Below are 14,640 nucleotides of genomic sequence, written 5' to 3' on the forward strand. Positions count from 1 at the left end.
TCTACTACGATAAGCAGGGTGGGATGCACGTTGTTATATCTAAACACGAGTGATATTGAAAAGGTCGGCAAGAATTGGAAGGAAACCATTGATGTCATTGAACATGCTGTGCATTCCTTAAAAAAGGAAGATTATGCACAGCCGATTAAACCTTACTTGCGGTATCATGACATGTCAAACCGCATTATTGCCATGCCAGCATTTGTAGGCGGAGATACCTACATGGCGGGAATCAAGTGGATTGCCAGTTTCCCGAAAAACCTTCAAGAGGGTATCCAACGCGCGCATTCGATTACCATCCTGAACGAAGCCAGAACGGGTAAGCCTGTGGCAACGATTAATACGGCCCTGGTCAGCGGTATTCGAACTGCTTCTGTTTCCGGTCTTCTTCTCAAGCATTACGAACAAGTACGTCCCCTGCAAAATGTAACGGTCGGAATTATCGGATTTGGTCCGATTGGCAGACTTCATCTGCAAATGGTAACGGCCATGTTAGGAGAGAAGATCGCCAAGGTGGTTCTCTATGACATTGCGGGTATCCAGCAGGAGCATATTCCGGTGGAGATAAAAGAGAAAACGGTTATCGCGCAAACGTGGGAAGAAGCATATTGCGAGGCAGATGTGTTCATTACGTGCACGGTATCACCGCATGGTTTTATTGACAAGCAACCAAAACGTCAGTCCTTGTTGTTAAATGTATCGTTACGCGATTTTACACCAAAAATTCTCGACTATACCCGCTCTATTATCGTAGACGACTGGACTGAAGTTTGCCGTGAGAATACGGACATCGAGATCATGCATCTGGAGAGAGGATTGCAAAAAGAAGATACCAAATCCATCACAGATATCGTCTGCCTTGACCAGATGAAAGAATTTCCACAAGATGAGCCCATCATGTTTAATCCGATGGGGATGGCGATTTTTGATATCGCCATTGCCGCCTACTATTACAAACAAGCACTCTCGCAGGGGATCGGAACTCACTTGCAAGACTAACTGGAGGTTACCATTTTGTACGATGTGCTGGCAAATCTAAAACTGGTAGAGTCATCTCGAATTTGTTTGCACGAGTCACATGAAAACAAGCGACTTCACAAGACTAGACAGATCATTGAGGAGGAAGGGATTTTGCGCCATCCTCCACTGGCGATTCTCATGCAAAACGGCCAGTATTTGATCATTGATGGCGCACATCGGACCTTTGCTCTTCAAGCGCTTGGGTGCAAACATATCCCCATACAGGTAGTCGAGCATGAGAATTTTCACTTGGATATGTGGGATCATATTGTGCCAGTCGCTGCATGGTTGCAATCAGTGGAGCAGGATTCTGTGTTTCGGTGGGAAACAGAGCGTTTACGAGAAACGCCTGTGGCAGAAATGAAGATAGGGAACAAGGAACGCTTCTATCTGTATCCAAAGGAGAAGCGGCAGGATGATGAGTGGAGAATGACGCTATGGCGTCAATTAGTGGACAGTTATAACTATAGCCACCCGGTGCATCGTCTGCCGACAGGGATGCTCGAATGGCCGGAAACAGGAGCCGCCTTGATACGGTTCCCACCAATCAGTCTGGCGGAATTGGAGCATATCGTATCGGAAGGGCATGTTTTGCCTGCGGGTGTTACTCGTTTTGAAATCGACGGGCGCCTATTAAACTTGTGTATCCCGATTAGCCTATTGAAGCAGGAACAAATCGAGCAAGAACAGTGGGAGCGATTGGTTAAAAAATGGAGAGAAACCTTGCGCCTCTACTCGAAACCCGTGTATATGTGCGATGCGTAATAAGAAACCGTGGCGAGTTTGATTCGCCACGGTTTCTATCCAATCCCAATTACATCACGTACTGGTTGCGGTCTTTCCCACAGACGCAGTGCCTAAAAAGGAGTGGATCATTCTGCAAAAGATCATAGATGAGTCGAGACGAAAACTAGCATTCTTGCTGATGTGTCTGGTTCTCGTACTTTCCGGCAGTATGTCCGTGTACGCCGAAACGATCGATCGACAGGATACGGAAATCGCAACGGCAATCGAACAGCTGGTCAATAAAACCATGGAGTCGGAAAAAATCCCGGGTGCAGCCGTTGTGGTCGTCAAAGAGGGGAAAACGATTTACAAGCAATCGTTTGGATTTTCAAACGTCCAGAAGCAGGAGCGGATAACTGCTGACACATTGTTTGAAATCGGATCGAACTCCAAAGCCTTTACGGCGCTAGCAATACACCAGCTTGTCGAGCAAAAACAACTTTCGCTGGATGACCCGGTTCAGAGCTTTATACCGTGGTTTACCGTTACATATAAAGGACAACCGGAAACGATCCTGATCAAGCATTTGCTGTACCATACCAGTGGGATTCCGTTTGAAAGCATTGGCTCCATACCTATCACTTCCAGCGAGAATGCAATCGAAGAAACAGTTCGAGCGATCAATCATACTGAACTGGTTCGTAAGCCGGGGACCGAGCATGAATACGCCACCATTAACTACGATATCCTCGGCTTTTTGGTCGAGAAAGTTACCGGTCAGTCCTATGAGCAGTATGTGCAGCAACAAGTCATTGCCAAATTGGGACTAACCCATACCTTTTTGAAGGCACAGGCACCCGAGTGGGATATGGCAAAAGGGCACAAAATCAGCTTCTTTTCTCCAAAAGTGTATGATGCGCCTGATTATCGTGGAAACACGCCAGCTGGTTATGTCGTATCCAACCTGAACGATATGGAACGATGGCTGAAGATTCAGCTAGAGGTGGAGTCCTCTGCGTTTCGTACGGAGTTGGTGCGTACCGCACATCTTCCTGATCGATCGGTACCTCCAGCTGCAGACGGTTCCTCGTATGCGTCAGGCTGGATGATTTATCAAGATGGTGGGGGGCAAATTTCGCACGGCGGCAACAACCCTGGATTCTCGTCGTACATGGTGTTTCGCCCAGAGGAAAAGCTGGGAGCCATCGTTTTGACCAATACAAACTCGTTGAACGCATTCGTTATCGCGGAAGGGGCCGTCAATCTCCTACAAGGAAAAGAAGTGCCAGTAGTCGTGTCTGACACCAATCTGCAGGCAGATCGTTTGGCGAGTATTAGTCTTGTGATCCTTGGTATCCTTTTGTTGGTACTTAGTGGGGCAATCGTGCAGATTATGGTGCAAGTCTTTCGAGGCGAACGAAAACTCGCTTCGAATGCGGGGCGCATCTGTTTAACATCTTTCGTTGCTTTTGTTGTCATGGGAAGTGTGTTGACAGCCGCCTTGTACTATTTACCGGATGTTTTTTTTATGGGGCTACCCTGGCAGTTCATCGAGGTCTGGCTTCCGATCACCATTTTTTACGCCATGTACGCATTGGTGGTAAGTCTAGGGCTGTTTAATCTCTATATCACGCTAATTCGCTTGTTCCCGAAATCAAAAGAAACATCCATGACGTCTATTGTCATACAGGGGCTTATCAGCGGATTTGGAAATGCGCTGATTATTTTTATGATCAATCTGGCGCTCACTTCTACAAACAAGTTTCATGCATCGATTTTCCTGTATTTTCTCCTGGGTATCTTGTTGTATATCGTCGGGGAGAAAATGATGCGTAGTCGACTGATTGTGATCACAAATGAAATCGTATACGAAAAAAGAATGGAACTGATCCGCAAAATTTTTCGGACCCCTTATCAAAAGTACGAGACACTTGATAACGGTCAAATATATGCGGGATTAAATAACGATACGGAAACGATCAGTACGTTCGCCAATAGTGTCGTTGTGGCACTGACGAGTGCGGTTACACTCGTGTTTTGCTTCATTTATCTGGGCTCGCTGGATCTTTACGGATTTTTGTTTTGTCTGGCTGTCATTTTTGTGGCTGTAGGCTTGTATACGCTGGCAGGTCGCTTTGCAAACAAAGTATGGGAGGAAACCAGAGACATCCAAAATGTGTTTTTCTCCTATATTACCGATATGATCGGGGGCTTCAAGGAGCTGTATCTGACGCAGGCACAACGAAAAGAATTCGAACAAGACATGGAGAGAAGCTGTTCAGACTATCGACATAAGAAATCAGCGGGCCAATTTAAATTTGTGAATGTGTATTTGATCGGGGAATTGCTTTTCGTCGTGGTAATCGGCACGGTTGCCTTTTTATTCCCGATTCTCTTCCCTTCGCTTCAAAAAGAGATGCTGATTAGTTATGTGTTTGTCTTTCTGTATATGACAGGGCCTGTTCACGGTATTTTGAATGCAGTACCGGAGCTGATTCGTATCAAGATCAGCTGGCAGCGCCTGAATGCATTGCTCGATTCCTTATCAGTGGAAACGAGAAAAGAAGAGGAAAGCTTGACTGAGCGGAATGCGCAAGACTTTGAGACGTTTTCAACGGAACAGGTGCGGTTCCGATACAAAAACAAGGAGGGCGAAGAGTTTTCCGTAGGGCCGCTGGACTTCTCCTGCCGAAGGGGGGAAATCGTCTTCATTGTCGGTGGTAACGGCAGTGGGAAGTCAACGTTTGCCAAGCTGATTACCGGATTGTACGAGCAGGATGAGGGCGAGTTTTTCATGAACGGCCAAAAAGTGAATGCTGATCAACGCTGCGAATTCTTCTCCGCGATCTTCAGTGATTTCTACTTGTTTGAGAAGATGTACGGAATCGATTACCTAGAGAAGCAAGAGGAAGTGAGCAAATATTTAGAGGTGCTTCGCATCGCTGACAAAGTGGAAGTGGATGAAACGGGAACATTTAGCACGACGAAGCTGTCTACGGGTCAGCGTAAGCGTCTTGCCTTAATGCTCAGTCTGGTAAGAAACCGGCCCATTTTTCTCTTTGACGAGTGGGCAGCAGACCAAGATCCAGAGTATCGTCAATTCTTTTACGAATCCTTGCTGCCAGAAATGAAAAGACAGGGCAAATGTGTCATCGCGATCACACACGACGATCGCTACTTCCATCTTGCTGATCAGGTAGTGAAAATGGAGAGTGGGCGAATTATTTCGCAGCAAACACTTGCGCATGCCTGATGTCAAACCAAGCAGAGAAGACCGAACGGGGATGGTGCCCGGCGGTCTTTTCTTGCATGATTGGCACGGCTCCATTCGATTGGATGCACTAGACAAATAATTCAGACAGTTATATAATTGGAAGCAGTTGGAATGAAATGCGGTAACATTTTGCGGGTGTAGTTCAATGGCAGAACTCCGGCTTCCCAAGCCTGCGGCGTGGGTTCGATTCCCATCACCCGCTCCATACGAAATGGTCGAAAATCCTTTGATATCAAGGGCTTTTCTTGTTTGTGCAACAATGGTTGCAGAAAAACAAGATTGGAAGTGAAATGGGCAAAATATTCCTACCGAAAATAGAAGAATCACGGGTGTACAGGGAAGTTACACCAAACAAAGAGTCCTTCCATGGCAATTTGGGAAGGACTTTTACTTGTACATTTTTCGAATCTTATCGTTTAATTTTTTGGTCACATACTTCTTTGGATTTCTTATCCATCCCGAGTTCCATTGCCGCAGGATTCTCATTCTTGTGAGTTGAATAAACCTAGTAGCTCTCATGATAATCTGCTTTAACAACCTCGGCTTCCTGTACCCGTACCTCCATTTCAACATGAATCGCCGTCCTTTTCTTTAAGGTATCATTAGCTGAGATTTTTCAGAACAAGTATTTTCCAACGTATTGAAACGACTGTTCTTACATGACACAATGAAAAAAATGACATTCAGGTGTGGGAGGATAGACATGAGAACCATATCACTCGGCACGAGCAAGTTAGAAGTACCGGTCATCGCAATCGGTTGCATGAGGATAGGGTCACTAGACAAGCTGCAAGCGGAGCGCTTCGTACAAACGGCGCTTGAAGAAGGGGCGAACTTCTTCGACCATGCAGATATTTATGGAAAAGGCAGATGTGAGGAAGTATTTGCAGAAGCGATTCAGATGAGCCCTAGCGTTCGCGAACGTATCCTTTTGCAATCGAAATGTGGCATCCGGCCCGGCATGTTCGACTTTTCCAAAGAGCATATTTTGAATGCAGTGGATGGGATTCTAAAACGCCTAAAAACTGAATATTTGGATGTATTGCTGTTGCATCGTCCAGACACTCTTGTCGAGCCAGAAGAAGTAGCGGAAGCGTTTGATCTTTTGGAAAGCACGGGTAAAGTGCGCCACTTTGGCGTCTCCAATCAAAATCCGATGCAGATCCAGCTGTTACACAAATATTTGAAGCAACCCATCGTCGCTAACCAGTTGCAACTCAGCATTATGAACGCGACGATGATCTCGCAAGGCTTCAACGTCAATATGGAGAACAACTCGGCTGTGAACCGAGATGGCAGTGTGCTCGACTACTGCAGGCTGCATGATATTACGATTCAGCCTTGGTCGCCGTTCCAGCATGGATTTTTCGAGGGGTCTTTCCTTGGGAACGAGAAATTTCCTGAGTTGAACAAGAAAATCGATGAAATTGCAGCTAGATATGAAGTATCCAACACGACAATCGCCATCGCTTGGCTATTACGGCACCCCGCGAACATGCAACCTGTCATTGGCACAACGAATATCGACCGAATGAAAGATTGCGTGAAAGCAGCACCTATTCGCTTGACGCGTGAAGAGTGGTATGGCATCTATCGTGCTGCCGGAAATGTGTTGCCATAGCTGATTTCATTTACGAAAACACCTGATCGATCTTGGCTCTGTCATAGTCTACTATCCAATGCGAATAGCTGTCATATATCCCTCTGATTGTTTCAGGAGAAGTGGCTAATAAATCACAGCCTCGATCGTCATAGATGTGAAAGATGGTATGTTTGCTCGTATTGATAAAATAGACCCGATGAAAAATTCGTGGCTTCAATCCCATATCTTGACGACAGATTGCTTTTACCATCGGAACAAATGCAAAATCGGATGTCTTACACTTCAAGGCGAATCGATGCGTTCGATAGGCTTCATTTTCATCGTCTTCTGGAAAAACATAAGGGATGGTGTGTTGTTGCAGCTTATACAAAAGTGATTTGTTCTTCACATACTTGGAAAAGGTGTTCAATTTACGCTTGAAAGCCCCACCGTCTCCAAAATCGTTTACATCCACTACGATATAGATGTCATCGTTAGGTGCATGTAAAGCTTTACATAAAGTAATCGCTCGCGTATAAACCCCCTGTAAATAGGGGCCATTTTCATAAACGTTATGGTAATGGTAGTCCACACCCAGCTCAAAACGGATTCCAGTATCCCAACTATAAAACAAAGGTGGTCTAAGTATTAACGTTGGAAATGCATGATATAAATACTCGTGTAACGTCATCAAAGCACCTCGCTCTACTAGAACCATGGATTTTTCCTATTCCTGTAAAAATTCTTTTTGTTTCCACTCTTTGTATAGAGTAAGGTCGCTGCTCACTTGTCGAAGCACCAAACCAATGATTGTCGCGTCATCTAGTAAACCAGCAACAGGAATAAAATCTGTGATGGCGTCTACGGGTGAAACAAAGTACAAAATCCCGCCAATAATCATCAAGATGGATTTAACAGGGATTGTTCGATATTTTCCACTCGTCCAATCTCCGAAAATACTAAAGAGTAGCTGTAAATTCTCCCAAACATCTCCGATCGCTTTTTTATCTGCTTTCTTCATTGCTTTTTTGAGGAGATTAGATGCTTTTTCTTTATCGTTCAGATATTCAGAGGCTTTTGATTCATAATTTTTAAGAAACCTCTTTTCATGTTTAGCCATAGGACCTCCTATGTTTCGCCGAAGCCAAAAAGGGTGAGGAAACGCTTATTTTGGCTTCGGTGTTATTAAAGCGTAAACCCCTTGTACATCCCTAAAGAACGAGGGGCCGTATAGGCACTTTACCATCTAAATTTGCGCTACAGCGAGAGCTTATCATGTATTTTGCTCGTAGAAAAGTAGCGTTTAGGATGTACGATTGCATGCCAGTAATTACACCAAGATGATTTTCCCTTTACGATGACGACTCTCCGCAGATTTCACTGCTTCTATTACATCATGCAAAGCAAATTTCTCTCCAGGCTCTGCTAAAAGGAGCTTCCCATTCTGAACGAGCTCGATGACTTTCTCAAACGTTTCGTGCCAGGTAGATACGGAAACTCGTTGATTCCAGTGGCGCAATAAAAACAGTTGAGGGAGAACGCCAAGCTCTTTCGAGATGATCGACCAATCCACTTGAACTCCCGATAAAAGTCCTAACGACAAGAAAATCCCGCCAGTACGTGTAGACTTCGCCAGCTCTAAACCATCTGGGCCGCCAATGGAATCAATAGACGCATGAGCACCTTGTCCGTTCGTTACACTCATGACGGCATCATATATAGACATACATGAACTGTCGATGACCTGCCATGCCCCAAGATGCATCAACTCCTCGGTATATCTTGCGTTTCGGACGATGGCGATCACTCTAAAACCGAAAAGAGCGGATAGCTGTATAAACAAGCGGCCAATGGCTGAGTTGGCTGCATTGACTAACAAAACCTGATGAGAAGACAGTTGAAGTGTCTCATTGCAGATGACCCACGCAGTGATGGGGTTGATGTACAACCGACTGGCGATATCATCTTGGATCGAATCGGGAACCGAAATGGCTAGCTCAGCTGTCGTTTTTACGTATTCTTGCCAAGTACCCTCTCCGCGCAAAGGCAGAACACGTTTACCGATAAGAGATCGGGGAGCAAAAGGACCTGTATCAATAACGGTACCAACCCCCTCATACCCAGGAATGGCGGGAAGGTTGATGCGATGCTTGTAGGCACCACGAATCGGGATAAGATCAGAAGGATTAATCGGACGTGCGCTCATTTTCACCAATATTTCATCTTGCTTCAGAGGTTCAATCAGCCGCTGTTCAACCTTCAATACTTCATGGGGTTCGCCAAATTGATCGTAACGTACAACTTGTGCATTCATGGTTGTGCACTCCTAACTTTGTCAGCCATAACCGAACGAAGGATAGTTCTTCGTCTTTGCGTATGGGATCGGAATGTCATTATTTTAGGTATAAAAAATAATTGCCGTCAATCAAAACGAGAACTTGGCAGGGCAGCTACAATAAAAAACAGATACGCGATCTAGACCGCAGACATAAGATAATGGTTCGGGTTATGGATGACTTGTCGCCATGATATTCTTCAAAATTATACCAATATTTCAATGTGGAAACAATTTGACATAATAAGCGATCAATAAGTGAAAAAAAGAGCGCATCTGCGCTCTTTCGGATCAAGATTTTGCCCGTGGTGCACTTTCAAAGCCTACTTTTTTATGCGTGCCATCACAGAACGGCTTCTTCTCGGATTGACCGCATCGACAGAGTGAAAAAGATGAACCGACTTCAAACTTGTCACCTGCTCCATCCAGCAAGTCAACTGCACCGGTAACACGAATTGATCCATTGTCGTTAATCTTGATGGTTACTTTTTCTTGATCCACATGTCATCCCTCCTTTTTTACTATCTTTACCTACTATGATTTCGAGCAGAAGGGTATGTGGTAAATAATTGCTTATTCGTGTTAAAATCAGGACAAAGTACGGTTGTTTTTAGCAGGGAAAGGGTTTTGTCTCATGACGATTTCAATGGATGACTTAGAGCAATCCTGCTGGGAATGCGAAGGCAAGGGGATTCTTGGAATGAAAACAAGCAAGAGGAATCATGCCCCAAATGCCAAGGTAAGGGAGCGATTCTTACCGCACAAGGTCAGACCCTCTTACACTTTATAAAAAAGCATTTGTAAACGAACGAGCTTGTAGAAAAAGCGGGAGGCCGTCATATCCTCACCTGGTTACGGGTAGGAGCTGACGGCCTTTTTAGTGAGCGGAAGGATTAAATCGACGTAGCCTTATTCGGCTGTTTTTTGCTATCACTCTGGTGAGCGATCAGCAAGAAAACAAGGAGTAAGACAAGCGGAATCGCTACAGTAGTCGTGTCCCCGTGTAAAAGAAGAGTAATTGAAGCACCAAGCATAATCACTGCGAGCGCATAGGCGGCGTAACGCACATACTTTTTCATCAGTAAGCCCAGTCCGCCGAGTAGTTCGCCTAAACCGATTACAACTTGGAACCAAAAGGGAAACCCGAATGCTTGGAAAGCAAGTGTTGTCTCTGGATGTCCAATCAGCTTGTAAATACCAGATGAAACGAACATCAAGCACAACCCTGCGATCATTACCCATTTTGCGAAAATACGCAGACCTATCATACTGAAATCCTCCAATCGTTTCGTTGATGGATTCAGTATAAACTGCCCACTATGACATCTTTTGTCATATTTCAATTCCTGAACGTTCTGCAAAGGATTGACCTGTCTACGTCTCTTAATAAGCCCCGGCAGAGTAAGTCAAGTCATAGTTGTGCGTATTTATTTCGATCATCAGTACGCTTTTTTCTATATCAGGGACGGATATCCAATGTGTGAAAATGAACGTGGGTAGGTTTAGTTGTTCAAGGTAATTACTCCATTATTCATAAATAAAATGACACAATTGAAAAACGCGCCATCCAATCCACAATGGAAATCGATGGCGAGTCCTCGAATAACAGGTACGACCTGCTCACATCACTTGTATTTTTCAGCATACTCGGCGTAGTTTACTACTTCAATGACACTCGACCAATGGAGAACGGTCCCGACAAACTTATTAATGTCTAATCCTTGCATGCCGTATGATTCGGCGGTATTGGTTGTTCCAGTCGCGTCCTTAATGAGCGTCACTTTATATCCGCGATCATAGGCAGCGATCGCCGTAAACATACAACAAAATTCCGTCTCAAAACCAATGATAAAAAGATGATCGACCCCTAACTTTTCTAATGTCTGTGTGAGTTCAGTTTGGAAGAAGGAACTAGGGGTCTGTTTTTCGATCGAGTAGTCGGAATAGTCTTTTAATGGAGGGTGTATGTGAGAACCGATAGAGCTTCTATTCAGTGGACTTTCTTCTGCATCATCGATATGTCTCATAAAAATGACAGGGCGATTGTTCTCTTTAAAATCTTTGATCACCTGCTCCATCAAAAAAAGTTCCTCTTTGTAATCCCCACAACTCACAATTCCGTTTTGCACATCAATCACTAAGAGTGCGTTCATTGATTCACCTTCCTTCTACCATGTAAAGAGATAATTCGGAAGGAAAGAGTGTACTTCCTGCAAGGTACATACCATGAGATAATGAAGGGAAGGAAATAATAGGAAAGGTTGAGTGAGATGAGAGTTTCATTTTCTTATGCATTCATACTACTTGCATTTATTCTCGTGACAGGATGTGGTTCAACGAATTCAAGTACTTCTTCCGTGTTTTCCAATTTAGCTACTCAAGGCTCTTCTTCCACGAGTGAAGGTACAGAGGCAGTTGCGGAATCAGAAAATAATCATATCGCTACATACCTTTCGATGGCTGTACTCGCCTTACATGAAGCGAATGGCTTTGAAGCTGGAGAAGAATTTCCACCGGAATCCAAAGCGTTTTTGGCAAAGCATGCTCATCTGTTTCCGGCAACCGGTGATAAAGTGAAGGAAGCCCAGCAATTAGTCGATCAAAATGTGCAACCGAAACATATCAATAAAAATATTTCTAAGTATCATGCCACGATGATTCAAGATAAAGGAACGGTGCTGAGCATCGAAGAGGAAGAAATACCGGAGGTCGGAACCATTTCTGTTTTGCATGTCGTCAATGACGAGGAGGATAGCTACCAAGTTGTTTACCTAGGTGCATTAGACATCTACGAAGATGATACGGTTGAATTTGTGGGGGTTCCAACCTTGCTCTCAGGCTTCGATAATGTAAGTGGTGGATACACGAATTCGATCATCATGGCAGGGAGCTATGTAGGAAAAAGTGCGAATTAAGCTAGCGTAAAATGGATTCTCGTATAGCGAGATGGCCTCGAATGATACAGTTCGAGGCTTTTTGTATGCAGTTTGGCCTTCTGTTTTTGATATGATAGGAAGGTGATAGTTTGTACGAATACTTGATCAGTAAAGATTTATGGAGGTTGCCATGCGCTATCAAGTCATCTTATTCGATGTAGATGATACACTTCTCGACTTCAAAACGACAGAAGAAAATGCTCTGCAAAAGACGTTTTCCCAGTTCGGACACGCTACGGGATCGTCTGATTATGGAGCGACTTACAAAGAGATCAGCAAAGGATTGTGGGAGGATTTAGAAAAGGGGCGGATCACTCTAGCAGAGCTGGGCGTAGAGAGATTTCGAAGACTTTTCAAAGCTGTTCAGCTAGACGTTGATGCAGAGGCGTTCGGCAGCGCCTATCTCGAATCCTTGGGCAAAGAAGTGCATTTGGTACCGGGAGCAGTTGAATTGTGCAACAGCTTGGAGGGTTGCCGCTTAGTAATCATTACGAATGGGTTCGCCTCTGTGCAAACGGCAAGAATTGCCGCTTCACCGCTTTGCAACTCTTTTGAGCACCTGATTATTTCCGAAGAGGTCGGCTACAAAAAGCCGGATCGGGAAATTTTTGATTACGCGTTTTCCAAACTTCAATGGACAGAGAAGGCGAACGTATTGATGGTGGGAGATTCCCTGACCTCTGATATACAAGGGGGAGCCCATTACGGGATCGATACGTGCTGGTTCAATCCTCTGGGCAAGGAAAATCAGACGAGCATTCAGCCAACGTACGAAATCAGAGAACTGAGCGAGCTTCAAGAAATTGTGCGGAAGGGTAACGTGAATTTGTAGGATCTTTCCTGTATGATGAGAAGGTATTGATCTACAGGTAAATCTAGAATCTAGTGATTGGAGCCCTATAGATATGTATCAGAATTTAGAAGAGTGCATCCTTGACTTGGAAAGGCACGGACATTTGGTTCGTATTCGTGAAGAAGTAGATCCTTATCTGGAAATGGCCGCGATTCATTTGAAGGTGTACGAAGCTGGGGGACCAGCATTGCTGTTTGAAAATGTTAAAGGATCAAAATTTCGTGCGGTGTCCAATCTTTTTGGCACAATCGAGCGCAGCAAGTTTATTTTCAGAAGCACCTGGCAAGCCGCTGAAAATATCATTGCCATGCGCAATGATCCGATGAAAGCGCTAAAGCAGCCATTTAAAAATATCGAGAACGGCTTTGCTGCTCTGAAAGCATTGCCTGCAAAAAAATCCACTAGCATGCCAGTAACTGCACAGGAAATCAACATAACCGATCTTCCACTCATCCAAAGCTGGCCGATGGATGGCGGAGCTTTTGTCACGCTGCCCCAAATCTATTCGGAAGATCCGGACAAGCCTGGAATCATGAATTCCAATTTGGGTATGTATCGTGTGCAGTTGACTGGAAATGAGTATGAAGTAAACAAAGAAATTGGCTTACACTATCAAATCCATCGTGGAATCGGTGTCCACCAAGCCAAAGCGACCAAAATGGGGATGCCGCTGAAAGTAAGCTGTTTCGTTGGCGGGCCTCCTGCGCATACGTTATCGGCTGTCATGCCGTTGCCAGAAGGCTTGAGCGAAATTACTTTTGCAGGCTTGCTTTCTGGGCGTCGTTTTCACTACAGCTATATCGATGGTTACTGCATAAGCAATGATGCGGATTTTGTGATCACAGGAGATATTTATCCTGGAGATACGAAGCCAGAAGGACCATTTGGCGACCATTTGGGCTATTACAGTCTGATTCATCCATTCCCTGTGATGAAGGTTAAGAAAGTGTATGCCAAGCCAAATGCCATCTGGCCATTCACGGTTGTGGGCCGTCCGCCACAAGAAGATACGTCATTCGGTCAGCTGATTCACGAGTTAACGGGGGATGCGATCAAGCAAGAAATCCCGGGTGTAAAAGAAGTCCATGCTGTAGATGCTGCCGGTGTGCATCCGCTGCTGTTTGCCATCGGAAGCGAGCGATATACGCCTTATCAGCAAGTCAAACAGCCGACGGAGATGCTCACCATTGCCAACCGCATTTTAGGGACTGGCCAATTGAGCTTGGCCAAGTATTTATTCATTACCGCAGAAGAAAATCGACCATTGACGACGCATGATGAAGTTGATTTTATGACCTATATTTTGGAGAGAATCGACCTGCATCGCGATGTTCATTTTTATACAAACACGACCATTGATACGCTGGATTATTCGGGAACGGGATTAAACAGCGGCAGTAAGGTTGTCCTCGCAGCTTACGGCGATCAAAAACGAGAGCTGTGCAAAGAGGTACCGGATGAACTGAAGGGTTTACGAGAGTTTGAGAATGCCCGTTTGATTATGCCAGGTGTGGTGTCGATCCAAGGCCCTGCATTTACCGATTACGCAAACGCCCAGCAGCAATTACAGAATCTGTGTGACGCGATTCAAGCGAGAGGGCCGATCCCGTCTTGCCCGATGATCATCCTTTGTGATGACAGTACATTCATGAGTACATCACTACAAAACTTCCTGTGGGCAACCTTCACGCGCAGCAATCCATCCCACGACATTTACGGCGTGAACAGCTACTATGAGAATAAGCATTGGGGTTGCGATAATCTGATTATTGATGCCCGTACCAAGCCCCATCAAGCACCGCCATTGGTACCAGATCCAACTGTCGAGAAAAATATCGAACGACTGTTTGTCAAAGGTGCGAGTTTGGGTGGAATCCTGTAAGCACCTCCTACAAGTAGAGGTCCGTAACCTTT

13 protein-coding genes, 1 tRNA gene and 1 pseudogene are annotated in these 14,640 nt (G+C 44.9%); 9 read left to right on the forward strand and 6 right to left on the reverse strand.

Going from position 1 to position 14,640, the window contains the following annotated elements; genetic code table 11:
* The first annotated feature begins 30 nt into the window (after nt 1-30).
* From sbnB to FB479_RS04480, 5 genes are all read left to right on the forward strand, one after another.
* A complete protein-coding gene (gene sbnB, locus FB479_RS04460; protein WP_142062754.1) occupies nt 31-999 on the forward strand; it encodes a 2,3-diaminopropionate biosynthesis protein SbnB in 969 nt (322 codons plus the stop codon).
* A 24-nt stretch (nt 1,000-1,023) separates the two neighbouring features.
* Nucleotides 1,024-1,785, forward strand: a complete 762-nt coding sequence (locus tag FB479_RS04465) for a ParB N-terminal domain-containing protein (RefSeq protein WP_255438283.1) — start codon at nt 1,024-1,026, stop codon at nt 1,783-1,785.
* A 154-nt stretch (nt 1,786-1,939) separates the two neighbouring features.
* Nucleotides 1,940-4,999, forward strand: a complete 3,060-nt coding sequence (gene edeA, locus FB479_RS04470) for a cyclic peptide edeine export ABC transporter EdeA (RefSeq protein ID WP_185746328.1) — start codon at nt 1,940-1,942, stop codon at nt 4,997-4,999.
* Nucleotides 5,000-5,151: 152 nt separating this feature from the next.
* A tRNA-Gly gene (locus FB479_RS04475) sits at nt 5,152-5,225 on the forward strand.
* A gap of 498 nt (nt 5,226-5,723) precedes the next feature.
* Nucleotides 5,724-6,641, forward strand: a complete 918-nt coding sequence (locus tag FB479_RS04480) for an aldo/keto reductase (RefSeq protein WP_142062760.1) — start codon at nt 5,724-5,726, stop codon at nt 6,639-6,641.
* Nucleotides 6,642-6,651: 10 nt separating this feature from the next.
* Here FB479_RS04480 and FB479_RS04485 read toward each other — a convergent pair whose 3' ends face one another.
* The 4 genes from FB479_RS04485 to FB479_RS04500 all read right to left on the reverse strand — a co-directional run bounded on the left by FB479_RS04485 (nt 6,652) and on the right by FB479_RS04500 (nt 9,438).
* Nucleotides 6,652-7,293, reverse strand: a complete 642-nt coding sequence (locus FB479_RS04485; RefSeq protein ID WP_142062763.1) for a DUF3885 domain-containing protein — start codon at nt 7,291-7,293, stop codon at nt 6,652-6,654.
* Nucleotides 7,294-7,329: 36 nt separating this feature from the next.
* Entirely contained in the window at nt 7,330-7,722 is a 393-nt protein-coding gene (locus FB479_RS04490) for a YkvA family protein (protein ID WP_106656419.1), read from the reverse strand.
* A gap of 210 nt (nt 7,723-7,932) precedes the next feature.
* Nucleotides 7,933-8,916: a zinc-dependent alcohol dehydrogenase family protein gene (locus tag FB479_RS04495; protein ID WP_142062765.1), complete on the reverse strand. Its 984-nt coding sequence runs from the start codon at nt 8,914-8,916 to the stop codon at nt 7,933-7,935.
* Nucleotides 8,917-9,228: 312 nt separating this feature from the next.
* Nucleotides 9,229-9,438: a CDGSH iron-sulfur domain-containing protein gene (locus tag FB479_RS04500; protein WP_142062768.1), complete on the reverse strand. Its 210-nt coding sequence runs from the start codon at nt 9,436-9,438 to the stop codon at nt 9,229-9,231.
* A 133-nt stretch (nt 9,439-9,571) separates the two neighbouring features.
* On the opposite strand from FB479_RS04500, the pseudogene FB479_RS04505 reads away from it, so the two are divergent.
* Nucleotides 9,572-9,741 (forward strand): annotated as a pseudogene (locus FB479_RS04505) (tryptophan RNA-binding attenuation protein).
* Nucleotides 9,742-9,830: 89 nt separating this feature from the next.
* Here FB479_RS04505 and FB479_RS04510 read toward each other — a convergent pair.
* Together FB479_RS04510 and FB479_RS04515 are read right to left on the reverse strand one after the other, a co-directional pair.
* The gene (locus tag FB479_RS04510; RefSeq protein ID WP_142062771.1) at nt 9,831-10,205 is read right to left on the reverse strand and encodes a DoxX family protein; all 375 of its coding nucleotides are present in this window, start codon (nt 10,203-10,205) and stop codon (nt 9,831-9,833) included.
* Between the two features lie 357 nt (nt 10,206-10,562).
* Nucleotides 10,563-11,090, reverse strand: a complete 528-nt coding sequence (locus FB479_RS04515; RefSeq protein WP_142062773.1) for an isochorismatase family protein — start codon at nt 11,088-11,090, stop codon at nt 10,563-10,565.
* A gap of 117 nt (nt 11,091-11,207) precedes the next feature.
* Here FB479_RS04515 and FB479_RS04520 point away from each other — a divergent pair, with 117 nt between their 5' ends.
* The 3 genes from FB479_RS04520 to FB479_RS04530 all read left to right on the forward strand — a co-directional run bounded on the left by FB479_RS04520 (nt 11,208) and on the right by FB479_RS04530 (nt 14,608).
* Nucleotides 11,208-11,852, forward strand: coding sequence for a hypothetical protein (locus FB479_RS04520; protein WP_142062776.1), 645 nt, complete (start codon nt 11,208-11,210; stop codon nt 11,850-11,852).
* A 151-nt stretch (nt 11,853-12,003) separates the two neighbouring features.
* A complete protein-coding gene (locus tag FB479_RS04525) occupies nt 12,004-12,705 on the forward strand; it encodes a YjjG family noncanonical pyrimidine nucleotidase (RefSeq protein ID WP_142062779.1) in 702 nt (233 codons plus the stop codon).
* 73 nt (nt 12,706-12,778) lie between these two features.
* Complete coding sequence (locus tag FB479_RS04530) at nt 12,779-14,608, forward strand: UbiD family decarboxylase (protein ID WP_142062782.1); 1,830 nt, start codon at nt 12,779-12,781, stop codon at nt 14,606-14,608.
* Nucleotides 14,609-14,640 lie beyond the last annotated feature (32 nt).

Origin of the sequence: Brevibacillus sp. AG162 (assembly GCF_006715575.1) — a bacterium.
Lineage (GTDB): Bacteria > Bacillota > Bacilli > Brevibacillales > Brevibacillaceae > Brevibacillus > Brevibacillus brevis.

Excerpts from the sequence above, each read along its gene's own strand:
- FB479_RS04485 (WP_142062763.1), bottom strand. The coding sequence starts at position 7,293 with ATGACGTTACACGAGTATTTATATCATGCATTTCCAACGTTAATACTT.
- FB479_RS04490 (WP_106656419.1), bottom strand. The coding sequence starts at position 7,722 with ATGGCTAAACATGAAAAGAGGTTTCTTAAAAATTATGAATCAAAAGCC.
- FB479_RS04515 (WP_142062773.1), bottom strand. The coding sequence starts at position 11,090 with ATGAACGCACTCTTAGTGATTGATGTGCAAAACGGAATTGTGAGTTGT.
- FB479_RS04480 (WP_142062760.1), top strand. The coding sequence starts at position 5,724 with ATGAGAACCATATCACTCGGCACGAGCAAGTTAGAAGTACCGGTCATC.
- FB479_RS04525 (WP_142062779.1), top strand. The coding sequence starts at position 12,004 with ATGCGCTATCAAGTCATCTTATTCGATGTAGATGATACACTTCTCGAC.
- FB479_RS04510 (WP_142062771.1), bottom strand. The coding sequence starts at position 10,205 with ATGATAGGTCTGCGTATTTTCGCAAAATGGGTAATGATCGCAGGGTTG.
- FB479_RS04495 (WP_142062765.1), bottom strand. The coding sequence starts at position 8,916 with ATGAATGCACAAGTTGTACGTTACGATCAATTTGGCGAACCCCATGAA.
- FB479_RS04530 (WP_142062782.1), top strand. The coding sequence starts at position 12,779 with ATGTATCAGAATTTAGAAGAGTGCATCCTTGACTTGGAAAGGCACGGA.
- FB479_RS04520 (WP_142062776.1), top strand. The coding sequence starts at position 11,208 with ATGAGAGTTTCATTTTCTTATGCATTCATACTACTTGCATTTATTCTC.